The organism is Chryseobacterium soldanellicola (assembly GCF_900100115.1).
Lineage (GTDB): Bacteria > Bacteroidota > Bacteroidia > Flavobacteriales > Weeksellaceae > Chryseobacterium > Chryseobacterium soldanellicola.
Map to the genome: position 1 here is coordinate 392,914 of NZ_FNKL01000004.1, position 25,438 is coordinate 418,351.

Genomic DNA, 25,438 nt, shown 5'->3' on the forward strand with positions numbered 1-25,438 from the left:
GCGGCATCAAAGCAGGAATTATAAGACGGTTAGGGGCCAAGACTGGAAATGTCATTTTCACCTATGTCTGAACAGAAATCATCAGAATTCGTGAATGAAATACAAGCTTAAGGTTTTAGATACAAATCCTTAATGGTTACCAAATCTCTATCCCTTTGGTATTCATATTGGCTGAATCTTTTTTATAGCAGCTCCATGCCTGTTTAAATTCCTGCATTTGTGCCAGCGGGCCATTTATCCTAAATCTGAAAGGTACATGAGGATTGGTTTTTAGTTCATTACGCAAAGCCTCAGGACTGATGTTGCCATGCCACATTTGTGCCCATCCTAAAAAGAAACGTTGCTGCCAGGTAAAGCCGTTGATGGGTGCAGGCTGCTTTTTTTTATCATAACTTTTTTTAAGCGCATGATAGGCCAAAGTAAGGCCTCCAAGATCGGCTATGTTTTCACTTATGGTAAGTTGTCCGTTAATGTGTAGTCCCGGCTGTCCCTCGATTCGGTTAAAATAATTAATGTATTGTTTTGTGAGGTTTTCAAAATTACGTCTGTCTGTTGCTGTCCACCAGTTATTTAAATTACCTGAAGCGTCAAACTTAGAGCCTCTGTCATCGAAAGCATGAGTTATTTCATGCCCTATCGCGGCGATTATAGCACCATAATTTATGGCATCATCTGCTTTGTGATTATAAAAAGGTGGCTGCAGGATACCAGCAGGGAAACAGGCGCTGTTAGTATATTGATCGTAGAAAGCGTCAACGGTCTGCGGTGTTGCATGCCATTCGTTTTTATCTACCGGCTTGTCAATTTTATTAATGTTCTCTTTATGATGAAAAACTGCCACAGAAATAACATTGTCTATCAATCTTAATGGCTGTATGGTGATCCCCGAATAGTCGGGCCATTTTTCCGGATAGCCGATCTTGAAGGTCATTGCCTTTAATTTATGATGTGCTGATGCTTTGGTACTGTTACTCATCCAGCTTAGGCTGTCTATACGCTGATGATAGACCCAACGCACATTTTCAATCATTTCACTTATCTTTTGTTTGTCTGTTTTCAGGAAATATTTCTGAACAAAAAGTTTACCTAAAGGCATACCCAGTGCTTGTTCCAACTCTTTAATTGCCATATCCCTGCGACTTTTTTGTTCTTTTTTTCCAGCCATTACTGTTTCGAAAAAATCAAAATGGGGTTTGCTGTATTTTTGTGGCAGGTAGGGTGCAAAATGGGATAGAAGCTGCCACCGGGTGTATAATTTTAATGTAGCTAATGGTGTTTTATGTAGAAGAGTGGTTAAATTGCCCATATACGCCCGGTCTTCAATAACAGCAGTCTGGGTAACTATTCCTTGTGCCTTTAAAAACACATCCCAATTAAATTGTGGTGCTATGCGGCTTAGCTCACCGACGGGCATCTTATTATAGGTTTTTATCTGGTCGCGCAACATCAGACCAGAAAGCTGTAAATGGGCTATGTTTTGTTCCAGCTCATAGATTGTGGAACCGGGGGAGGCATCTTTAAACCCAGCACTTTTATACATAATATCTATGTGACGGATCATTTTGTCTTTTAGGGTAGCATTTTTAGGTTCACTTAGCGCATAATAGCTTTTATCACCCAAAGTTAGTCCGCCTTGGCCCAGGTATAGGATATTCATTCGGTTGTTATGAGCATCCGCTTCTACCTTATAGCTAATAAAAGTTGGGACACCGAGCTTTTGTAATTCCCCGGAGACGTTTATCCATTCGGTATAATTTTTAACATGATCGATACGCTTAAAATAGTTGTCAAGCGGTGAAAGGCCTAATTTTTCTATGGTAGCTGTATCCATATAAGATCGGTAAAAAACAGCGATCTGCTGCGATTCTGAATGTGATTTGAGATCAGGTAGTTTACTTATGCTATCTACAATGCCTTGTAGTTTCGCTTTGTTGTCACGATCAAGAATTTCAAAGGCGCCCCACCTGCTTTCAGTAGCGGGAAGCGGGTTTTTCTTCTTCCAGTTACCGTTAGCAAAGCCATCAAAATCAGTACACGGGTTTTTAGTGGAATCGATATTGCTGTTATCAAAACCGGAATTGTCGGAAACCGAACTGATGTTCGCCTTCTTTTCGTTTTTACACGAAAAGATAATCACTATTATAACTAAAAGTGCTGTCAGCTTTTGGCTTTTCATAATAAGAATATGTACAATTAATTTGAAACAATATTTAAGCCATTGATAAATTTGAAATATTTCTTCAGAGTTCCAAATAATACAGGCTCTACAATAAAATATAATTATCCATTAATTGGCTTTGTGAATGACAATATCATAATTTTTTTTTCACATTAATTACAACTATACGGTAATGAATTTATATTGTAGACAAATTTTGACAACGGAATAGACAAATGTCTATAAAATAATATATTAAATCATTAAAAAACCATCTTATATTTACCTGGTAGGTTTTTATACAAAATGAAAGCACGATTGACAGCGAAAATCTTCTTTAAAAAAGAATTAGCTATTCTCTTTTTGACTTAATCATTTTTTCATTTAATTAAAAACATGCTATTAAAACTAAAAAATGGAAAAAAATAAACCTGAGTATGCCACTTCTCCTTTCCGCGAGATTCCGGATTTGATCTCTCATGAAATAAAAGATCTTTACGGGCTGGAAATTCCTGAAAATAAAGAAGATGAAAAAATAGTTTATATAGTACACAAATCTTATTTTGGGATTTTTCGCAAAGAAATTCACATCAGCCTTTTTTCGGGCCGGGCTATAGATTATCGTATCGTTTATAGTATTTTGGGACTTCCTCTGAAATAAAACCTATAACCTTAATGATTTTAACTAAAGTTTTCATCATTTTAGCGAAATTTTTTGGTTAAATTACTTTCATAAGCCTGATAATTAATATACCTGTAAATTATTATCATTCATAAAATTAAATTACGGGATGATAAGTTTAGTTTAATTACACTATATTACTGTCATGCTTCAACCATTTTAAGGAATATTATTGGTATATAGATAGTTACGATTTAATTGCGAGCCGCAGTTGAAAATTTCTCTTTATATTTGATAGCCAAAAACTTTAACAATGAAAACATTCCTGGCAATTGTTTTTTCCTTTTTAATGCTGACAGGCAGCTTCGCGCAGGAAGCCCAAATGATTAACCTTAAAATCAGCACAGATAATCCAATGCGTAACCGATTGGACTCGCTTATTGACCAGCGGGTAAAAACCTATTTTAAAGATAAACGCGCAGTAGGGCTTTCGCTCGGTGTGGTGATCAGCGGAAAAACATCATTCTATAATTATGGGGAAACTGCGCAGGGAAATCAGATACTTCCTTCTGAAACTACTTTGTACGAAATAGGTTCAATGACTAAAACATTTACCGGAATACTCCTTGCCCAAGCGGTATTAGACAAAAAAGTCGCATTGGACGACGACATCCGCAAATACATAAAAGGAGATTATCCAAACCTCACCTATAAGGGCACTCCAATTAGAATTAGGGACCTGGCCAATCACACCTCACGGATAACCCGCATATTTCCTAATCTCTGGGAAAGGAAAAATTATAAAGAGGATAATCCCTATTCTGATTATACCCGGCAATTACTTTATCAGGGGCTCCATGAGATGAAAATGGATACCATTCCCGGAAGCCTTTATTCCTACTCAAATATGGCAGTAGGCTTACTTGGATGTATTTTAGAAGATGCTTATAAGGAGCAATATTTTAATCTAATCTCCCGTTATATTCTCAGTCCATTAAAAATGGAAAGTACAAGAATCAACCTTACAGGCATACCGCCAAAGGGCATTGCTTATCCTCATAATGCAAATCGGGAAGTGGTTCCTTTTTGGGATGTTCCTGAATTACCCGCATTAGGTGCCCTACGCTCAAACACAATGGACATGGTAAAATATATTATTGCCAACAATGCAGAAAAGCTTCAGCCGATAGCCTTATCCCATAAGCCTACTTTTGGCAATGCACGTGAGGGGATGGGTATGAACTGGTTTATACACACCACACCTGAAGGCTACCAGGTTTTTGAGCATAGCGGTGGCACAGGTGGATCAAGAAGCTCTCTGCAGTGCTTACCGAAACTAAATTCAGGTTTTGTGCTGCTTAGCAATAGCCTTGCTGACCGGAACGGGTTAGAAAAAGAACTTTTAGCTATTGTACAAACAAGGTAATTTCAGAGAACCTATTACAGAGCAGGTTTTTAAGGAACAGAATAAATCCGAATAGTATGTTTCTTTATATTTTTTTTATATTGTTACAGTATTGTTATTATAAGCCGATATAATTTGGTTCGTCCATTCTTCTACACTTTCCGGGGCCGGTCTATCAGCTCTGTCAAAGAAGAAATGATGAATGATTTCAAGACCACAATAAGTGAAAATTCCTTTGTCGGATGTAAGTGAAAGTGCCTTGTTCATGCCTATACTCTCATATTCAGCGTGAGATTTTCCGTGTGTGTTTATTATGGTTGTCTGTTTGCCTGTCAGCAACCCCTTTTGAATACCCTGATCGTAACGATAAGCAAAACCATAACTGAAAACTCTGTCAATATAACCTTTCATTATGGCGGGCATTCCCGTCCACCAGATTGGATAGATAAAGGTAATATGATCTGCCCAGGCAATGCAATCTTGTTCCTGCTTTACATCGGCGGCAACTTTCCCCATACGTTGTCCTGCCATATCCTCCAATGAAAGAATCGGGTCAAAATGGATTTGATACAAATCACGAACTTGAATTTCATGATTTTTTGATTGCAGACTATTTATTACAGTCTGCAATAAGTGATGGTTCAAGCTGGCCTCATTAGGGTGCGCGTAAATGATTAAGTGTTTCATTGTTCTATCTTTTTTATTTGATAGAACAAAAGTAGCGATGGGTAAAGTGCTAAAATTGTAAGAAAACGAAAAGGATTTTTTTAGTCTGATTTTGCATTACAGATTTCTTCCTGAAACCGGAGGTATTTCGTCGGGCTGAGGTTGATATAATGTTTAAAATCATGAATAAGCTGGCTCTGGTCATAATAGCCGCAATCACTAATGATCTCAAACCAATCAATTTTAGCAGATTTTGAAGCAACAGTTTGTATTAATTCAATGGCTTTTATAAACCGCCGGTGACGATTAATTTCTTTTGCAGTATAGCCTAAATACTTTTTATGGTTGAGCTGAACATTTCTTTCGGTTTGATTTTGTTGAACTGCTACGGATTTAATTGGATTTAAGGTATCGTCCGTAAAGTTGGTCAATTGTTCGATAATTACATTCCTGGGTTTCAAATAAGGTCTGCAAAAGTCCAGAATGTAGCTGACCTGGAGATTTGGGTCGTCTATTTTATCCAATTCCCCCCATAGCGCTGTAAAACAATTTTCATTTAACAGATCGTCAGGATCAATGGGCAAATGTTCCGCAACCGACGCATTGCCGAAAAAACGGTAGAAAGCATCACCATTAAAATTGGCAACCAATATTGCTGACCCGGTTGGCAATGAATAATTAAAAGAGTATTTAATGGGGCCTAGAACAAGGCATTTATTGATTTTAAGCTGTGTGTTTTTTTTAGACTCCAGTATTGCTCGAGCACCAAAATTGAAAATCAAAATTGTCTGATAAGAAGGAAGAAATGTTCTGGAAATGGTTTCGGCAGATCTGTTTTCCGCATAATAGAAATGAGAAAAAACTTCTTCGTAGTCTGCCGGGACAGCTATTCTAAAGTGGGTGTATTTTTCTTCTTTTTCAGTCATTTATTTCCTGTTTTAATTTCAGATTTAAAGGAGTAAAATTGTTCATTTGCCTAAAAAAAACTTATATCTAATTGAGTGCAAGCCATTAAATACATGAGTAATGCTGCTCAAATTTACAAAATAATTTAAAGGAAATTATTAAAGTTGGATACTTCTAACCATTAAAATGCGGATATAATCCCTATCCTTGCGAATGGGAAGAGTGGAGCATTAATTCTTTAAGCAAAACGGGATTCAGCACTATGAAATGCCTGATATACTTTAATTAACAGCCGGCCTCTTTGCCAAATTTTTTCAGCGTTAGAAAATGCGAGCGCAGTGCAGATAAAAAGCTCTTATTTTCAATATAAGGCAAATTGAATTCCAGCGCAGTTTTCTTTACAATGACAGAGATGTCTCCATAATGTATATGGCAGACTTTAGGGAACAGGTGATGCTCAATCTGCCTGTTCAGCCCACCCAGGAAAAATGCTGCAAGCTTATTATGTGTTGCAAAATTCGCTGTTGTACGCATCTGGTGCTCTGCCCATGCTTCTTCCATTTGCCCTGTTTCATTAGGCACCGGGAAATTGGTGCCTTCAACAACATGGGCCAGCTGAAAGACCAGTCCCATTGTCAGGCCTTCGGCAATATGTAAAACCAGAAAGCCTATCAGAAACTGCCACCAGCTTACATCCAGAACTAATAATGGCAATACAATAAACAGGAAGTAATAAAGCGCTTTATAGAAAAATAAGTTGAAATACTCCAGCTTAGGGTGCTTGTTCTGATGCGCACCAATTTTTTTCTGAAAAAACTTCACATAATCCTTACGAAAAACCCATGACAGGGAAGCCAGGCTGTAAAGCGGAAACGCATACCAATGCTGATATCGCTGAATGGGATTCACTGTGTCTTCCTCGGCAATCCGTATCAGTCCGGGTGCTACCTCAATATCCTCATCGTGCCCGGGAATATTTGTATATGTGTGGTGAACTATATTGTGGGTAATGCTCCAAACGTATGGATTGGCACCGATCAGATTAAAAATGAATCCGAACAGTTTATTCACTCTTTTATTACCCGAGAGCGCACCATGTATAGCATCATGACAAACATTGAAGCCTACAAAGGCGCTAAACATACCCAGTGCCGCCGCAAGTGGCAAGAGCGTCCAGGTAGGCAGCATACCCGAAATAATGACAAGGTAAATGCCAATAAATCCTGCAAGAAAAAACACAGTCTTGCTCCACATCTGGAAATTGGCATGTTGGCTTAATTGATGCTGACTGAAAAATTGATCTACCCTGCTCCTGGTAGTTGCATAAAAAAGAGAACCGGAAGCTGATGAGAATTTTACTTTTTGTGACATAAAATCATGTTTGGTCTACCTAACGCGAACAAACAGATATGCTAAAATCGGGAGTTGGATAAGGAGATGTTGAGTTTTCCGGCACATTGCCGGATCATACAAATATAACGGATTAATTATTAATTTATTATGTTTTATTCAATGTCTCTGAAAACATATCAGATAGCGTCTAAATCAAGTGGTCTTTATAGCCCAAAGCTTAGCTGGTAATTTTTGATCTATTTCTTGAATGCTTATTATGAATGTAATAAAATTACTACACCATGTAGTAGTATTAGTACAAATTTGTACGTCCTCTTTGGGATCCAAAAAATTAAATTTGTAGTAATCGCAAGTCGTACATAAAAAGTCCCTCACTTTTATTACGATATAAAAGCGCAAATGTTTATATAAATCCCTGTGATTTTTATTGAACAAAGGCTTGTTTTAGCAGGTCTTTGTTTCAAATAAAGCATATAGACTTTCTGAAGTATTAATGGAAAGTTTAAAAATATATTATGGTGAAAGTTATTTTAGATAATAATACTGCTATTGCATTAGCTGCTGACTTTTTGAGCAGCAAAATAGTAATACTTATTTCCTAAAGTAGCCTATTATTTATACTTATAATGTTGAATTATCTGTAACGGTTGTTAACAAAAAATTATTTTCTCTTTAAGCATTTCTTGATCGTGCTGCTTTGCTTCTAATAAAATAATACCATGAAAAATTTAATAATTATAAAAAAAACAATACAAAAAATGAAAAAGTTATATGCAACAGCATTATTGCTGGTAGGTAGCTTGGTGTTTTCCCAGGTGGGTATTAACAGTATTGATCCGAAAGCAACATTAGACATTGTAGCAAAAAATACAACAGGTACGTTAACGGATACAGATGGAATTCTTATTCCGCATGTCGACAGGCAGCGTGCACAGAATATGGCTACAGTCGCAACTTCTACCATGATATATGTAAATGATATATCTACAGGAACAAACTCCGGAAAAGCCATTCATATTGATGAAGCAGGCTTCTATTATTTTGACGGAAGCGTTTGGCAAAAACTTAGTTTTAATAATCAATCATATTCTTTAGGAGATATTCAGTACTCTGCCAGAACAGGTGATCATGAGGGATGGTATCTTTTAGACGGAAGATCCATTGCGAGTCTCCCGGCAAATGCCCAGTCGGCAGCTGCAAGCCTGGGACTGGCAGGAAACCTATTCGATGCAACGGATAAAACGCTGAAAGCAAAAAGCACGGCCGAAAGCATTGGTACTGTGGGAGGAAATGATTCTTTCACGATTGCTCAAAGCAATTTACCGGATATATCACTGCCGGGGAGTGCAAACATAACGATAAATTCAGCAGGAAGCCATACCCATGGTCCTGATAAAGGTTCAGGTTTTTTAATTACCGGACTGCCCGGAGGAGGATATGGAGGCGGAAGTCCCGGTTCATGGGGAGGAACAGGCGTAGCAAGTACTACAGCAAGCGCAGGAGCCCATACCCATACATTATCCCAAGCGGTAACTGTTGCATTGGGAGGATCCAATCAGCCGATAGATAACAGATCTGCTTATCTGGCATTGAACACTTTTATTTATTTAGGTGAATAAAATGATCATAACTAATAATTTTATTGTAACCCCAAAACTTATCAGACATTGGATATGAAAAAAAATATATATTTATCGTCAATCGTATTTCTTTCAATTGTAAATATTACATATGGCCAGATAGGAGTTAATATTTCGGCTCCTCAATCAACATTAGATATCAAGGCTATAAATTCTACCGGAACATTTACCAATGCAGATGGGATTTTAGTTCCTCGTGTTGATCGCCAGCGAGCACAGAACATGGCTTCTATTGAAACGTCTACGATCATATACATAAATAATTCTGCTACGGGAACCCAGACAGGAAAAGCTCAGAATATTGATAAGACAGGATTTTACTACTACAGTGGCAGTGTATGGGAAAAGCTTTTTTATACCGACAAAAGCTCTCTTATAGGAAATGTAAAATATTCAGTTAAAACAACTGATCATGACGGATGGTATTTATTAGACGGAAGAGCTGTTTCCTCTTTTCCGGCGACAGTTCAGGCAAAAGCACAGGCTTTAGGCTTTACAGCCAACATTCCTAATGCATCCGACAGGGTTTTAAAAACAAAAAGTGCTGCAGAAAGTTTAGCTGCTATTGGAGGAAGCAATCTGCTTGCAATTTCACAGAGTAATTTACCCAATATAACGCTTACAAGCACCACAAATGGAACAACTGACGCATCGGGAGCCCATGCGCATGGTCCTGCAGTGGGAAGTGCTTATTTGCTTTCCGGAACAAGTGCCGGAAATAATGGGCAGGGCTATGGTAATGCCGGTAGTGGAGCCTGGGGAGGAGTAAACTGGAGAGCCAACACAGCTGCCGCAGGAGCCCACACTCATACATTCAGTGGAACGGTAAATACCCCTTTAGGCGGAGCAGGGGAGTCAATTGATAACAGATCTCCTTACTTATCTGTAAATACTTTCATCTATTTAGGTGAATAACTGTTATTATTTATAATAAATTATCAAACGAAAAATCATGAGTAAAAAAATATTATTATCAATTATATTGTTGTCAGTCTTTAATGCAGCCTATGGTCAGATCGGAATTAATACACCAACACCTCAATCAACATTAGATATCAACGCTATAAATCCTGCTGGGGCGTTTACCAATACAGACGGAATACTAATTCCTCGAGTTGACCGCCAACGTGCACAAAATATGGGAACTGTAGAAATTTCCACTATTATATATATCAATGATTATACTACCGGCAGCCAGACAGGAAAAGCCCAGAATATTGATGCCAACGGATTCTATTATTACAATGGGAGTGTTTGGGAAAAAATCAACAAAACTCTTTTATCCTACCCCATCGGAAGTATTACGCAGTCATTTAAAACCGCAGATTACAGCGGGTGGTATCTGTTAAACGGGAGAGCGATTTCCACCCTTCCGGTTGCAGCGCAGGCAGCGGCTGCAAGTTTAGGTTTAACCACGAACTTGTTTGATGCCACAGATAGAACCCTAAAAACTAAAAATACGACAGAAAATATAGGGGAGACAGGAGGAAGTAACTCGTTTGCGATTTTACAGAGCAATCTGCCTAATATCAATTTAACAACTACTGTCAGCGGCACTGCCTTGTCTTCTGGTGCGCACACTCACAACTCAGATACAGGTGGCTCATTTTTATATGGCGGAACAAGTGCGGGCAACAATGGTACAGGGCATGGAGGTGCCGTGAGTCCCACTTTATTTGGAGGTGTGGGAATAGGTATTACAGGTGCCTCTGGAAATCACACCCATACCTTTACCGGAACAACGTCTACCACATTAGGTTCGGGCCAGTCTATAAATAACCGCTCTGCCTATGTTGTTGTAAACTCTTTTATCTATTTGGGGGAATAAAGCATTAATTAATAACTTTTTAATTAGAATGCCATTATTTTGTTAGTGATCAGCAAAAAAAGATCATAAAAAAAATAGTGCCGGCAATTGATCTTACTAAATACAAAGTAAATGGATCCCTGTTTTTTGTATAATTTAATCTCTTTTTTGTGATATAGGCGAAAAAAGAACTTCTTGTAACAAATTTTCTTATTATATTTAAATTTTTAAATGTTATAATGAAATATTGTTGATTATATGAATAAGTATCCAGTTCCTGACAATGAAAACGAGCGAATTAAAAAGTTGGAACTGCTTAATTTGTTAAATTTACCAAAAGACCCTCAATTAGACGTTTTTGCAGAAACCGCGTGTTTGGTTTCAGGCTGCGAAAATGCTCTTATTGCTATAATGGAAAGCCAGACCCAGACGATACAAAACTGTATAGGGATTTCTTTAGATACGGTAGACCGCCAAAATACGGTTTGTCAATATTCTATCGCGAGCGGCGAGGTTTTGATTATCAATGATACATTACTGGATGAAAGGTCACGCGAAAATCCGCTGATTATAGCCGGAGGCATTCGTTTTTATGCCGGTGTACCGCTAATTGATGATGAAGGATTTGCCCTGGGAACGCTCTGCGTTTTTGATTATGAGCCTAAAATTTTGTCGGACAGCCAGATCTCAACCCTTAAAAAATTGGGCGAAGCCGTTACCAAGCTTTTAATCGGAAAGAGAAAGAACATTCAGGCTGAATATTTCCAGCAGATTTTTGACGTCTCCAATAATCCGATATGCGTGCTTGATAATCAGCTTATTCTGAAGGATATAAATCCCGCTTTTAGATTGGCTTTCGGATTAGATAATGATCATTTAACCAATTTGCAGTTTTTAAATCTTGTCGGAGATCAGGATTATAATTTAAAAGAGAAAATAGATCATCTTCTTCAAAAAGATGAAGAGCTCATTATTACCACATCCACAAAAATCAATGAAAACAGCCGTGTCATCATAGAATGGTATCTGAAACAAAATCAAAATAATTCTGAGATTTTTTGCTTCGGAACCAATATTACCCAGCATATTGAAGAAAAGCTCACGCTGGAAAGTTCTGAACGCCGTTTCAGAAGCTTTTTCGAAAATGCTATCGGTTTAATGAGCATGCATGATATGGAGGGCAATATTCTTGAGGTTAACAAAAAAGGCAGGGAAATTTTAAATTATTCCGATGATGAAGTAAGCGCATTGAATTTAAGAAACCTTGTCCCTGAAAAAAACTGGGAATTACTCGATAGCTACATTCAGCGAATTAACGAAAATAAGGAAGATCTGGGGACAATGATCCTTAAAACAAAGGAAGGCGTAGAACTCATATGGATGTATCACAACCGTGTGGAAATCAATAAGGAAGGTAAGCCATATGTTTTAAGCACAGCACTGAATGTGACTGAAAGAATGACTCTGGAAAAAGATCTTTTGCATACAAAGAAAATACTTGAGCAAACAAGCGCTGTGGCCCAGGTTGGAGGATGGGAAGTCAATTTGAAAAATAATTCCGTATTCTGGTCAAAAACCGCAAAAGAAATACACAAAATAAACCCTGAGTTTCAGCCTGATTTTCAGAATGCGCTGCATTTTTATAAAGAAGAAGACAGGCCGAGGGTCGAATTTTTATTCGACAGGGCGGTAAATCAAGGGATTCCGTATGATGAGGAGTTCCAGCTTGTACGCAATGACGGGGTTACAATCTGGGTAAGAGTAAAAGGAATTCCGGAGTTTGAAAACGGGGTCTGCAGCAGGATTTTTGGAATTATTCAGGATATTGACGAATTCAAAAACCTATATCTTGAGCTGGAGAAAAAAGAAGCAATGATGCAGTCATTTGTGACATATGCTCCCGTTGCGGTGGCCATGTTCGACAGAGATCTCAATTATCTTTCCGTGAGCAGCAGCTGGCAGGACGAGTTTCAAATGAATGATATGAAACTGCAGGGAGAAAATCTCTTTGTTATATCACCGAATGTTCCTGAAGAACGCAAGATAATATACCGGAATGCCTTAAAAGGGAAGGCATATAAAAACGAAAATTTTGTCATTAAGGTTGGCCATAAAGACGAGCTTCAGCACTATAATCTGGAAGTAAGGCCATGGTATCTTTCTGATGAAGTAATCGGCGGAATTATTGTTTCTGTACAGAATATAACCCATATCATAAAAACCAATGAAGAGCTTAAAAATGCTAAAAAAATGGCAGATATTGCAAGCAGGGCAAAATCAGAGTTTTTAGCCAATATGAGCCATGAAATCCGTACTCCTTTGAACGGGGTGATAGGATTTTCTGACCTTCTGCTCAAGACGCCATTGAATGAAATGCAGACGCAATATCTCAACTATATTAATGAATCCGGGGAAAATCTTCTTACAATTATCAATGATATTCTTGATTTTTCTAAGATAGAATCCGGTAAAATGGAACTTTTCATTGAAAAATCCAATATATACGATCTGGTAAGTCAGGTGATCAATGTCATTCTTTATCAGTCCCAGAAAAAGAATATTGAGCTCCTTCTGAATATTGAACCGGGATTGCCAAAAATAGTATGGCTCGATGAATCCAGGCTGAAGCAGATTCTGATCAATCTCTTAGGAAATGCCGTAAAATTTACCGAACATGGAGAAATAGAGCTTAAAGTCGAAAAGCTGCATACAGACGGAGAAAATATATCGCTTCGGTTTGCAGTAAGAGATACAGGAATCGGGATACCGGAAGATAAGCAACAGTCTATATTTAACGCATTTACCCAGGAAAACAGCTCTATCAGCAAAAGATATGGAGGAACAGGACTCGGCCTTACCATTTCAAACAATATTCTGAAATACATGGGAAGCCATCTTCAGCTGAATAGTGCTCAGGATAAAGGATCTGTATTTTTCTTTGACCTGGAAGTGCCTTCCGAAGTGTCCGAAGTAACCAATGATGAAGAAGTGCCCGTACAAAACGTACTTATTGTAGATGATAATGAAGCCAACAGGGTGATTCTGCAGCATATGCTGGCCTATAAAAATATTGATTCAAAATTGGCAGCCAACGGAATGGAAGCATTGCAGATCTTATTGGCCGGAGAACATTTTGATGTTATTTTGATGGATTATCATATGCCTATCATATCGGGATTGGAGACCATAGAGAAAATTAAAGCGCTGTTCCGTCAGCAGAACAAGGTTTCTCCGCTTGTAATTCTTCATACGTCCTCGGAAGAGCATGATGTGATTAATTCTTTCCGGCAGGAAGAAGATTCATATTTTTTATTGAAACCTATAAAATCACAAGAATTATATAAAACCCTTAAACGCGCGGTAGAAGAAAATGAAAAGGCAGCTCCGACGATAGTTTCGCAGGATCAGCAGCCGTTATTGGATATACCAGATCTTAAAGTACTTCTTGTAGATGACAATCCGGTAAATATGGTCCTGAATAATAAAATGATGAAATATCTCATCCCTAATTCAGAGCTTACCGAAGCTGTCAATGGCCTGGAAGCTTTAGAATTATGTAAAGGCAACCATTTTTCTCTTGTTCTGATGGATGTTCAGATGCCTGTAATGGATGGCCTGGAGGCAACAAAAGAAATCCGTTTGCTGCCGGGATATTTGGATGTTCCTATCATAGGAGTTACGGCAGGCACTATTTTGGGCGAAAAGGAAAAATGCCTGGAATCCGGAATGAATGACTTTATTTCCAAACCATTACGGCAGTCTGACCTGCTGGAAATGTTGAAGAAATATCTTCCCCAAGGAGATGCTGAAGCTGCTGTCATAATGGAAAATCATCTCGACATCAATCTTTTAAAGGAACAGATAGGAGAGGATGATGAGGATTTTAAAGCCATGTTCTTAAACTTAGTGATTAACGAGCTCAGCCTGGCAGAAGACAACATCAATAGCGCTGTTGCAGAAAGAAATGTGGAAAAACTGAAAAATATACTTCATAAGCTCAAAGGAACCGCCGGAACCGCAGGATTGGTAAAACTTGCAAAAACCGTTTTGCTTTGGGAGAGCACTGCCGCGCAAAACATGGATTTTTCTTCCATGCAGAAAGAAGTTATTCATGAAATATCAATCGGACTAAATTTAATTAAAGCTTTACTAAATAAAAACTAAAAATTATGTTGATTCTAATCGCTGAAGATGACGAGCTGATTTTAAAAACAATTGAACATAAATTGTTAAAAGAAGGGCATGAGGTTATTTTGACCCGTAACGGGAAAGAAGCCATCGACACCTTAAGAGAAAAGGACGTAGATCTTGCCATTACTGATATTATGATGCCCTTTGCTTCGGGAATAGAAATACTTTCTTCGATAAAGACAATGGGAAAGCAGGTTCCGGTCATTATCCTTTCAAGCATGGGCCAGGAAGAGGTTGTGCTTAATGCTTTTGATCTGGGAGCCTCGGATTTTATTGTAAAACCTTTCAGTCCTAATGAATTGATGCTGAGGATTAAAAGATTTATTCCAAAATAAAACCCTATGCTTTCAACTCCTTCAATACATTTTTTATTTATCGTATTCCTGGGAATATTGTCATTGGTTGTGCTATTCATTGTAATGGTGCTTTTTTACAGCTTTCTCCAGTATCAGAAATCGCTGCGCGCATCAGTTTGGTTAAAAATAATCAATCAGAAGATATCCGAAACCATCGTTTATGATGAAAAGGAGGTGCTTTCAGATGCAGATTTTTATAAATTCTCTAAAATTCCTTCTTTCCGGAATTTATTTCTTCAAAAGCTGATTGATTCTGAAAAAAAATTTTCCGGAACGGCAAAAGATAAAATAAAAGATCTCTTCCGGCAGTACGATCTTCACCACGAAGCGAAAAAAAAGCTGTATCAGAAAAAAGCGTACCTCATCGCCGGCGGTATAGAGGAGCTTACGGTCATGGATTCTAAAGAAGATGCAACAAAAATTTCCACTTTTTTATCCCATCCGTCTTCACAGGTTTATCAGGAAGCCCAATATGCTATGGTAAGCTTAAAAGGGTTTGAAGGGCTCGATTTTCTGAATACTGCTAAGCATACGATATCAGAATGGCAGCAGCTCAGGCTACTGCTATCTATTACAAGCATACCCGAAAACTCCGAAGAGAAAATAAAAGACTGGCTTCAGAGTAAAAATGATTCGGTTATTATTTTTACTTTAAAGCTGTTGCGAAAATTTCAGCTGTTATATTTTTACTCTGCAACGATGGATTTGATGGAGCATCCTTCTGATGAGGTAAGAATTCAGGCTGTGCAAACCCTTCTTTCTCTGGAAAATCCGGCAACGATTGATTCTTTTATTGAAAAATATCCTGACCAGCCTGTTGAGGTTCAGTCTGAAATTCTTAAGGCCGTAAAAGCTTCAAAAGACCGGATCAGTACAGATTTACTTAAGAAAGAGCTTATGGATAATAGCGTTCCCGGGATTAAAGTTGTGGCTGCAGAAGGGCTTATCGCATTGGGACATCAGGAATATTTAGTACAGTTGGCACAGGATGACAGCTCATCCGAAGAGCTGATTCAAATTATTAAACATGCACTTTTGGAAAAAGTATGGTAGAATTTTCACATATTGTTTATGAAATTATCATATGGCTGTTCCTGCTGTACGGAACTGCTGTAGCGCTTATATATGGTTGGATTGGGATTTACGCGCTGGGAGCCGTGATACGCTATAAAAAAGAAAATACATTTACCGATTACAGCATTATAGCAGCAGATCCTAATGCTCCGGTTTTCAGTCTTATTGCTCCGGCGTATAATGAAGGAATGACCATTGTGGAGAACGTAAGGTCTTTGCTTTCATTATATTACCACAATCTTGAAATTATTATTGTAAATGATGGCAGTAAAGATGATTCTTTACAGAAATTAATAGATGCTTATGAATTGGAATGTGTGCATTTCTTTGTACAGGGGAAAATTGAAACCAATAAAATAAGAGGAATCTATAAAAGTAAAAATCCGGCGTTTAAAAAACTTATCATTGTAGATAAGGAAAATGGCGGGAAAGCCGATGCCCTGAATGTAGGGATCAATGTATCTTCCGGTGAATATCTGGTTTGTATTGATGTAGACTGTATTCTGGAACAGGATTCAATTCTTAAGCTTGCAAAACCTTTTTTGCAGCAGACCGACAAAAAAATCATTGCCTGTGGCGGAGTTATACGCCTTGCCAACAACTGCGTTATTGAAGATGGAAAAGTCGTAAGTGTAAACATGCCCAGAACATTGCTCGGCAAGATTCAGGCGCTTGAATATATAAGGGCTTTTGTTTTGGGACGGATGGCCTGGTCAAGAGCCTCAGGATTAATTTTAATATCCGGTGCATTTGGAGTTTTTGACCGTAAAATTGTTTTAGCATGCGGCGGGTACGACAGAAATACAGTAGGAGAGGATATGGAGCTCGTGGTGCGTATGCGAAAATACATGGAAGAGCAGAAAACGCCCTATGAAGTATGCACAATTCCTGACCCATTATGCTGGACCGAGGTTCCTGAAAGCAAAGATATCCTTAAAAAACAAAGAAACCGGTGGATGAGGGGAACCATGGAAACCCTATGGAAACACCGAAAATTAATGTTTAACCCGAAATACGGCAAATTAGGCATGGTAAGTCTTCCCTATTGGTTCTTTTTTGAATTTCTGGGGCCGTTGGTAGAATTTCTGGGCTATATCGTTTTTATTGCCTTTCTTTTGCTGGGAATTATCAACTGGTCGTTTTTTGTCATCCTTTTTGCGCTGGTAATCTCGCTGGGATTTCTGTATTCCATTTATTCCATATTGGTCGATCTTGTAAGCTATCAGGTTTATACCAAAAGGAAAGATTTTCTTACTTTAATCGGAACTGCTTTTTCAGAACCTTTTTATTTTCACCCTATTGTGGTAAAAGCAGGCGTCAACGGATTTATTGATTATTTTAAAAAATCCCATGGATGGGGAGAAATGAAAAGGCAGGGCTTTAACCAAAGTACGGAAAATTTGCCTTTCAAAACGAGAATATCCGCCATTCTTCAAAACGGACTCAAAAAATGGGGAATGCTTTCTGTTGTTTTCTTGCTGTTGTTTTTAGTGGGAATTACTGCCGAATGGCTCTGGTACAGATATTCTCTTCCGGGCCTCGATATGGATGCTGTTCTGGCAAATCTTTTCTTTCAAAATCTCTTATTCACCTGTAAGCTGATATTCGGGCTGGGAATTATTTACCTCATCATTAATTTTATAAAAGAAAGCTGGGCAAAAACAATAGGCATCACCGCATTTGCTTTTGTTGTCATGATGCAGTATATTCTGTTTTTATATTTTTCGGTAACCCAAAATACATTGGGAGCCGATATTTTGTACTATACGAAGGATGAGATAAAACAGATTTTAGCGTCGAGCGGAATGCTTAGCTTCCAGAATATTGCTCTGCTGATAATCCTGGCGGGAGCCACAATAATTCCCTTATGGATTGCCGGAAAATCTGGTTTTAAGTCAGTATATGTTACAATAATATTCTTCTGTCTCGGTCTGCTGGCATTTTTTGTTCCGGAAAACAGCATGGAATTTAATGAATCAAAATACTCCAATACGCTGACACAGACTGCAGGGCAAAGTAAATGGGACTATTTCTTTACCTCCAATGAGGATAATTTTATTAATGATTATCCGGAAATCAGAGATATATTTGAAAGTACTGAATTGTCTGCAACGAATGCAGAAACAATCGATCAGGCATTTCCTTTCTGGAGAAAAGAAACTACGCCGGATTTTCTGGGACCTTATTTTAATCAGTCTTCAAAAGCTCCTAACCTCGTTTTGGTTGTGCTTGAAGGATTTGGGCATGCTTATACCTCGCCTAAAGGATATGTTGGAAATTTTACACCTTTTCTAGACTCCTTGTCTCAAAAGAGCCTGTTCTGGGAAAATAATCTGAGCTCGGCCGGAAGAACTTTCGGGTCTCTGCCTTCGCTTACGGGATCTCTTCCTTTTGGAAAAAACGGATTCCTGGAAATTGATAAAACACCGGAAAATTTTAATCTCTTCAATATATTAAAAGCAAACGGATTTGAGACGGGCTTTTATTATGGAGGAAATGTTTCATTTGACAGATTTAAAGAATTCCTGGATTATAGTAATGTAGACCATATTGTCGATCAGTCATCATTTGGAAAGCAATACAAAAGGCTTCCCGCCAATAACGGTGAAAGCTGGGGATATGAAGATCAGGCGGTTTTCAATAAAATGCTTGAACCCAAAACAGTGTCAGAAAGACCTTATTTTAATATGGTTTTAACGCTTTCCACCCATAATCCTTTTCTGATCAATAACCCATCGTATTATGAAAAGCTTTACAACGAGAAAATGAAGTCGAACGTGTTATCGGCTGAACAGAAAAAATGGGCTTCTACATTTAAAAACCAGTTGGTTTCGGTTGTTAATGCTGATGATGCTCTGAAAAAGTTCTTTGAAAATTACCGTAAACGCAAGGATTTTGAAAACACCATTTTCATCATAACGGGTGATCACAGCATGCCGGAAATTACCTTACAGTCGCACATTGACAGGTTCCATGTTCCATTGCTGATTTATTCACCTTTACTTAAAGAAGCTAAACGTTTTAAGAAAATAACAAGCCATTTTGATGTGGCGCCTTCTATTCTGGCATATTACAGAAATAATTATAAAATAAAAACTCCGTCGACCGTTGCATGGCTGGGAAGAGGCTTTTCCAGTGATACGGAAATCGGTAAGGCAGATATTCCGGTGATGCAGAGCAAGGACAAGATGATTGATTTTATTTCAGGGAATTATTACCTTCATGACGGGCAATTATTCATTATTAATAGCTCAGAATCAGATGCTTATCGTGATGATGCGGTTTTTAAAAGACTTAATCAAAAATTTAACCAGTTCAAAACCATGAATTCAAGTTTTTACGCCACCAAAAAGCTGATGCCGGATTCGGTGATGATTAACTTTAAGAAAAAATTCAGATCAAAATAATATTTAGAATTTTCTGGTGTAGCCCAATGTGACATCAAATTGATTGCCTTTCGTATTAGGAAGGTATTCCTGATTGTAATACATAGTTCCCAAAGAAAAAGCATTCTTTTTTACGGAAAAATTATATTCTGCACCTATTTTAAATGTTTTAAGCTTATAGGTTTCATTTTCCAGCAGGTTATTGCGGTTTTCTTCCGGGCTGATTCCGGTTCCGATTTGAAAAGCAATATAATCCTGTGCGCTTTTGGTATAATATCGTATTGTTCCTGTGTAGGAATGCGAAATATTTTTGTTGTCAGGAGTAATATAGGTGCGAAGATTAAACCAGAAATTTTTGTAATATTTGCCTACAGATGCCGTGTACATCCAGATATTGCTACTGAAATAAAGCTGTCGGTAGCCGATTTCCGCTTCAAAGCTGTGGGGAAGATTGGCATTCAGGGAAATTCCCGTGCGGTATTTTGGAAACAAGCCTACATCCCCGGAATAGGCTCCGCCCACATATAAATAAAACATTTTAGATAATCTCGGATAGGCTTCAAGCTCAATCTGGGTGCCGTTCTGGGCAAATTTGTTGGCGTAATTTCCTCTGAGAATTACAGAGCCAATGGGAGTTACTCTTTTATAGCTTACCCCTACAATATGCCAGTCATCATCAAACTGCTTGTCAAAATGGGAATAATTATAGGTAATGCTTACGGCATTTTTTGAGGTTAATTCATTTATTTTAACGGCAAGACTGTTTGCTTCAGTATTCTTTGGATTAATGGCTAAAGTAGCTTTAATCGCTTTCTCAGATTCTTCAAACTGATTGTCGGCATACAAGACCTTTGCTTTTAGCAGCCATAATGCTTCAGACTGAGGATGGTAAGATAAGCCTTTATTCAGTATTTCAATGGATTTGGCATATTGGTCGTTCCAGTACTCGAGAGAGGCATATGCCAGGAAATAATCCTCATCCTGAACATCTCTTTTTGCAAGCCCTTCAAAAACGGCTCTTGCAGAATCAATATCCTTATTCCATGTATATAATCTTCCTAAAAAAACTGAAATATCGGTATAGTTGGGAGATTTTTCTAGAGCTTGCTGAGTCAGCGCAATTGAGGTTGTATAGTCTTTATTTTCAAATGCGGCTGTTCTGGCTTTCTGGAATAGTTCTTCAGCAGACAGATTTTGTTGTCCAAATATTTGTAACGGAAAAAACACCAATAGAGCCAAAGATCTAAAATATATTTTCATGAAGTGGTTAATTAATTTTTAAACTGAATATTATTATGTCTTATAGCAAATATATAGAACTTTTAAAATGTAAAAGAGCTAATTGCTAAGTTTTTTTTGAAAAAACGGCCTTGAATGCGGTAAATAATAAACAACAGCACCACTCATGATGCTGTTGTTTAATTTTATATTCATTTGAATTATTTAGATGATATCTGAATTTATTTTACCATCCCAGATAATAATCCGGGCTCAGCCAGATCGGGCGATGCATTCCAAAATATTCCTGAAGCATTTTTTCGGCTTCACAAAAAGCGCCTTCCACCCAGCCCTGCTGATCAGAATAAGCTTCTCCGCAAATATGGATCTGCTCATCGGCAACTGGCTTTCTCATGTATGGCATTACGTTTTTAACAGAATAGCCTGCTTTCCAGGCGTGGTATCCTGCTCCGAAAGGATCTTCTGTCCAATCTTTGAAATATGTTACATAAGGTTCAGGAATCGTTACCTGATCTCCGTGAAGCTCCCGAAGCTGATTCATCAATTCGTCAACCATTAATTTGGTAGCCTGAACATCATCCAGTTCATGTAATTCTTTCAAGGATGCTGATTTTGCAGGTTTTACTTCAAAAAGTACCTTATCATCAGTAAGGGCTTTCCAGAAAGTCTCAGTTTCCATATCTCCGTAGCTTCCCAGCAGCATTGAGTTGTCGGTATGCTCGTCTGTCCCGAAATAATAGCACTGTCTCATCGGTAAATCGGTGATCGAGTGCCCGGAATCAATTCCCAGCTCTTTCCACCAAGGATATGGGAAGCCCATTAATATTTTAAACGCCGGCTCCATAATGACAGAACGGATATTGTAATTCAGGGTTGAATTTTCATTAATATTAAAGAAGAAATTATTCTGATCCAAAAGCTCCAGAGATTTTCTCGGCATTGCAAGAACGATCGAGTTCGCATATACTTTCCATTGTGTATTGGTTTTCAGGTTAAGAAAAGTAAGCTCGTACTTATGAGTATCTGTCAGAGGATGTGCTTTTGTGAAGGTAAGTAATTTATTTTCAGACCAGATGGTCGCTCCTTCATGCTCCATATAAGCATTTGCAAGCGCATACGCGATGCTGTCATACCCTTCTTCAATGGTTTTATAAATCGTTCCTGCAGAGAAATCTCCCACCATATAAGGAAAAGCCTCCGCGGAATTCCAGTTGATGGTGTTTGAATAATATCCACCTGCATTGGCTAAAAACTCATAGCCTTCTTGTGAAACCTGATCTTTGATTAAGTTCCAGAAACCAAGGTCGTTTACTTTACGTTTGTCGTAAGGCGAATTCGGGAAATTATAAACCAGCTTAGGCTTGATATCATCCCAATCTCTGCTATCCAATTCAAATGAATAATCATAGATTGTTTTTCCTCTTTTTATTTTTTTTCCGTATTTCTCTGCAACCCAGGGATCTGCCATTAAAACATCATAAATAACTTTATTAAATAACTGATCTGAGCTAAAACCGAAATCATCATCATTTAAATAATATCTTGTGGTAAGCTTTTTACCTTCTGCCTGGGCAACATTCCATGCATCCTGTTTGCAGCGGTCTTTTCTAAGGTACATCAATAATTTTGAAGAATCACCCATGGGAAAAGGAATCGGCGTCATTTGATCTGTTAAAACGGGGATACGTTTATTGGGATCTTCCGGCGGCGCATATCCTTCAATTAATGTGGTTACAATTTGCTGAGAAGTCAGATACCGCATGCCTCCCAATTCTCCCCAGAAATCCATTCCCGGCATAACAACAGAGTCCAGCCTTCCGCCCAGCTTACTGTTCATATCAAAAACCTGTACATCGCCGGCTTTAAATTTTTTATCAGTTACTAAACGATAAGCCGTATATAATCCGGAAGTTCCGGCACCGATAATAGCGACTTCAATTTTTAAATCAGGATGTTTTCCCGGATTTAAAGGCGTGTTTTTGTTCATGGTATTTTTAGTTTTAATTTAGTTTTTAAAGTGCTTTAAAATATTTTCTTCCTAATTGGAAAGGCGTAATATCAAAGTTTGTATGCCCGTCCAATACAAGATCGGTCATTACTTTTCCCAGAAACGGAGTGAATTTTGCGGCCCAGCCCGTAGCATACAATACGATATTTTTATGATTCGGAACATAATTTGGGGCAAAATCGATCAATAATTCTTTGTTCGCGATTTTACTTAAAGCGATAAGGCATGTCGAGGTATATTCAGGTTCTGTATTTAGGCCTGTCATGTGATTTTTTATCCATTCGGAAGTATATTCAAGTTCCTGCTGATTGGGAATTAATGTTCTGTCGCTCGGTTCTTCCAAAGGAGTGATTACAAAATCCGGCGCCACACGAATGTATTCCGGATGATCCCAGTCAACGGAAGGAAAACCGTAAAACTGATTTCCGTTTTCACCGATTGCATTTTGAAATACAAACCATGTCGGATATTGAATATTCGGATCTGTCTTTTTAAAATAAGCCGAAGACATATTCCAATAGGTTGCTTCAATTTTAAAATCCAGTAAATTGATCACACTGTTGATGTACGGACCGGGAATGATGGCCAGCTTTTTAGTGATATAGCTTCCATTGGGAGTAATAATTTCAAAAAGATCGCCCATTTGCTCGATTTTAAGAACAGGTGAATTTTCTTCCAGATCAACGGTTTCCGATTTTTTACAAAGATCTAAAAGTGTTTCAATAGTTGCTTTAAAATTAATGCTGGCGCCGTCCGGCTGAAATAATCCTGTGTATGTTTCGGGAAGGTTTCTGAAATGGTATTTTTCTTCGATTTCTTTGGAAGTAAGGGTGGTGTAGGGTACATTTAATGCTTTTAAAGCCTGCTCTGCTTCCGCAATATTTCCTTCAGTGGAATGTACATTCGGGTCTCCAAACCAAAGGGTTCCGACTTTATCCAACAATTGAGTATCAGTTTGCTTTTGAAGTTCGTCCCAGTAAGGCTCTGCATCCAGGGCCATTTGCACCATATATTCTTGAGGATACGGAATCCGGAATTGCCGGGAAACCCCTGCTGAGCTTCCCAATTGATTCACAAAGGTGAATTGTTCCAGAACTAAGGTTTTTGCATTGCGTTTGCCGAGATGATACGCTGTTGCCAGGCCGATTGCTCCTCCACCAATGACGATTACGTCGTAGTTTTCTTGAGTCATGTGTTATAGTTTTTAGCTTTTATGGTTGATTGGAATAGGCATACAGAACGCTACAATGTGTTTGTTTGTCAATTATTTATGTAAATGTTCCAGTCGTCCAAAAAATGAATATTTTAAGGTTAATGTTAAATGCTTTTTCGCGGTATAATCATGAATTTTCCCGGAAAATTGTTTTTTAATAAGCATTTCAAAGGAACAAAGAAGAATGCAGATGTTTTACCGTATAAATGACCAATTCCCGGATTGAGTAGAAATACTTATTAATAAAATATTTGAAAACGGAGATGATATTTTGATAATTATTTCATTAACAATGGTTTACTGAAAATAAAAAACCACTTCTGAAAGGAAATGGTTTTATTGGATGATCAATATTAATCTAAATTAGAATCCTCCTGTTTTTGTTTGGGAACGTTTTCTTTCTCATCATCTGTAAATTTTTAATGAGAACAGGAGGATTAACTAATTATATTTAAGTTTAATTTGCAATTTTATATCCGTAGAGCGAGCTTACGACCACCTGATAGACACTGCCGCTGCTTACTGCCGCTACGGAGGCCATGCTTACGGTTTCTCCGGCATTCAGATAAGTAATGCACGAAACATTTACACCGACAAGAGTTCCCGGGTTTGGCTGAAAAGACTGCACCAGTACGTTATTCGGAGTGGTGCTGAAATTTTTAATCAGATAAAGCACAGCAAAATTAAATGTTGGAGTTCCTGAAATCAGGCTGTTATCAAATTGGGTAGAGCCGTAGAACATATAATATCCGTTTGTGGGAGCCGTAAAACGACCGTTTGATGTATTTAATGCATTTCCGGTGTTTATCACAGTTCCCTGCGGATAATTGATTTCGGAACCAATGTATGGGCCTGTAGTCGCAGGAAGAGTCTGCCTCGTGGTAGTGCTTACCGTAGAAAACGCATAAGTGGATGCCGCTGCAGGAAGACTGTCCGAGCTTGAAAGTAAGATAAGCTCCCACGTTGTTCCCGTAGTTGTTCCTTTACTGATAAAAAAAGCATAATATCCCGGAGGTACATTCACAGACGAAACACCCGCTCCGCTTTGATTATCAATGAGCTCTGTTCCGCTTGCAGCTACTGAAAGAGTTGCTGTTCCTGTATTTTTAAAATGGTAAGTTCTTCCGATAAAATTTCCGGATCCGTTTATGGCCGCGGGTAAAGTTAATGTACCGTTGGTTGTGCCATTATAAGCCACATAATAATCATTGATCCCAACATTTCCGCTTGCCGAAGCCTGCCTGTATGTAGCGGCAAATGAACCGCTTACGGTAAGATTGCTTCCGGGATCTGAAGTATTGATACCGACATTACCTGCCTGTGAATAAAATAATACACTGCTTAAAGTAGCAATTAAGGCTAAAAGTGAATTTTTTTTCATAAGATAAATTAATTGTGAAAAAGATTTTTTACG

General features: G+C 38.1%; 17 protein-coding genes. 9 read left to right on the forward strand and 8 right to left on the reverse strand.

Going from position 1 to position 25,438, the window contains the following annotated elements:
* Positions 1-136 precede the first annotated feature (136 nt).
* Positions 137-2,176, reverse strand: coding sequence for a M13 family metallopeptidase (locus BLT04_RS15905; RefSeq protein ID WP_089756784.1), 2,040 nt, complete (start codon positions 2,174-2,176; stop codon positions 137-139).
* Between the two features lie 397 nt (positions 2,177-2,573).
* On the opposite strand from BLT04_RS15905, the gene BLT04_RS15910 reads away from it, so the two are divergent.
* Together BLT04_RS15910 and BLT04_RS15915 are read left to right on the forward strand one after the other, a co-directional pair.
* The gene (locus tag BLT04_RS15910) at positions 2,574-2,819 is read left to right on the forward strand and encodes a hypothetical protein (protein ID WP_089756785.1); all 246 of its coding nucleotides are present in this window, start codon (positions 2,574-2,576) and stop codon (positions 2,817-2,819) included.
* Between the two features lie 274 nt (positions 2,820-3,093).
* Positions 3,094-4,206 carry a serine hydrolase domain-containing protein gene (locus BLT04_RS15915; RefSeq protein WP_089756786.1) on the forward strand — a complete coding sequence of 371 codons (1,113 nt, stop codon included), beginning with the start codon at positions 3,094-3,096 and terminating at the stop codon, positions 4,204-4,206.
* A 75-nt stretch (positions 4,207-4,281) separates the two neighbouring features.
* On the opposite strand, the gene BLT04_RS15920 is transcribed toward BLT04_RS15915, so the two are convergent.
* The 3 genes from BLT04_RS15920 to BLT04_RS15930 all read right to left on the reverse strand — a co-directional run bounded on the left by BLT04_RS15920 (position 4,282) and on the right by BLT04_RS15930 (position 7,128).
* The gene (locus tag BLT04_RS15920) at positions 4,282-4,872 is read right to left on the reverse strand and encodes an NAD(P)H-dependent oxidoreductase (RefSeq protein ID WP_089756787.1); all 591 of its coding nucleotides are present in this window, start codon (positions 4,870-4,872) and stop codon (positions 4,282-4,284) included.
* Between the two features lie 80 nt (positions 4,873-4,952).
* Positions 4,953-5,777 (reverse strand): helix-turn-helix domain-containing protein, encoded by an 825-nt coding sequence (locus BLT04_RS15925; protein WP_089756788.1) that lies wholly within the window; start codon positions 5,775-5,777, stop codon positions 4,953-4,955.
* Between the two features lie 265 nt (positions 5,778-6,042).
* Positions 6,043-7,128, reverse strand: coding sequence for a fatty acid desaturase family protein (locus tag BLT04_RS15930; RefSeq protein ID WP_089756789.1), 1,086 nt, complete (start codon positions 7,126-7,128; stop codon positions 6,043-6,045).
* A gap of 740 nt (positions 7,129-7,868) precedes the next feature.
* Between BLT04_RS15930 and BLT04_RS15935 the strand changes: the two genes are divergently transcribed.
* The 7 genes from BLT04_RS15935 (at position 7,869) to BLT04_RS15965 (ending at position 19,585) form a co-directional block, all read left to right on the forward strand.
* Positions 7,869-8,729 carry a hypothetical protein gene (locus BLT04_RS15935; RefSeq protein ID WP_139166267.1) on the forward strand — a complete coding sequence of 287 codons (861 nt, stop codon included), beginning with the start codon at positions 7,869-7,871 and terminating at the stop codon, positions 8,727-8,729.
* Positions 8,730-8,783: 54 nt separating this feature from the next.
* Positions 8,784-9,665: a hypothetical protein gene (locus BLT04_RS15940; protein ID WP_089756791.1), complete on the forward strand. Its 882-nt coding sequence runs from the start codon at positions 8,784-8,786 to the stop codon at positions 9,663-9,665.
* Between the two features lie 37 nt (positions 9,666-9,702).
* Positions 9,703-10,578 (forward strand): hypothetical protein, encoded by an 876-nt coding sequence (locus BLT04_RS15945; protein ID WP_089756792.1) that lies wholly within the window; start codon positions 9,703-9,705, stop codon positions 10,576-10,578.
* A gap of 237 nt (positions 10,579-10,815) precedes the next feature.
* Positions 10,816-14,721 (forward strand): response regulator, encoded by a 3,906-nt coding sequence (locus BLT04_RS15950; RefSeq protein ID WP_089756793.1) that lies wholly within the window; start codon positions 10,816-10,818, stop codon positions 14,719-14,721.
* Between the two features lie 5 nt (positions 14,722-14,726).
* A complete protein-coding gene (locus tag BLT04_RS15955) occupies positions 14,727-15,083 on the forward strand; it encodes a response regulator transcription factor (protein ID WP_089756794.1) in 357 nt (118 codons plus the stop codon).
* Positions 15,084-15,089: 6 nt separating this feature from the next.
* Positions 15,090-16,157 carry a HEAT repeat domain-containing protein gene (locus BLT04_RS15960; protein WP_139166268.1) on the forward strand — a complete coding sequence of 356 codons (1,068 nt, stop codon included), beginning with the start codon at positions 15,090-15,092 and terminating at the stop codon, positions 16,155-16,157.
* Entirely contained in the window at positions 16,151-19,585 is a 3,435-nt protein-coding gene (locus BLT04_RS15965) for a sulfatase-like hydrolase/transferase (protein WP_089756796.1), read from the forward strand. Before BLT04_RS15960 ends, BLT04_RS15965 begins: the two co-directional genes overlap by 7 nt.
* Before the next feature lie 3 nt (positions 19,586-19,588).
* Here BLT04_RS15965 and BLT04_RS15970 read toward each other — a convergent pair whose 3' ends face one another.
* The 4 genes from BLT04_RS15970 to BLT04_RS15985 all read right to left on the reverse strand — a co-directional run bounded on the left by BLT04_RS15970 (position 19,589) and on the right by BLT04_RS15985 (position 25,405).
* Positions 19,589-20,824: a YaiO family outer membrane beta-barrel protein gene (locus BLT04_RS15970; protein ID WP_089756797.1), complete on the reverse strand. Its 1,236-nt coding sequence runs from the start codon at positions 20,822-20,824 to the stop codon at positions 19,589-19,591.
* Between the two features lie 205 nt (positions 20,825-21,029).
* Positions 21,030-22,790 (reverse strand): flavin monoamine oxidase family protein, encoded by a 1,761-nt coding sequence (locus BLT04_RS15975; RefSeq protein ID WP_089756798.1) that lies wholly within the window; start codon positions 22,788-22,790, stop codon positions 21,030-21,032.
* Positions 22,791-22,815: 25 nt separating this feature from the next.
* Positions 22,816-24,003 (reverse strand): FAD-dependent oxidoreductase, encoded by a 1,188-nt coding sequence (locus tag BLT04_RS15980; protein WP_089756799.1) that lies wholly within the window; start codon positions 24,001-24,003, stop codon positions 22,816-22,818.
* Between the two features lie 478 nt (positions 24,004-24,481).
* Positions 24,482-25,405, reverse strand: a complete 924-nt coding sequence (locus BLT04_RS15985) for a hypothetical protein (protein WP_139166269.1) — start codon at positions 25,403-25,405, stop codon at positions 24,482-24,484.
* Positions 25,406-25,438: the final 33 nt, after the last annotated feature.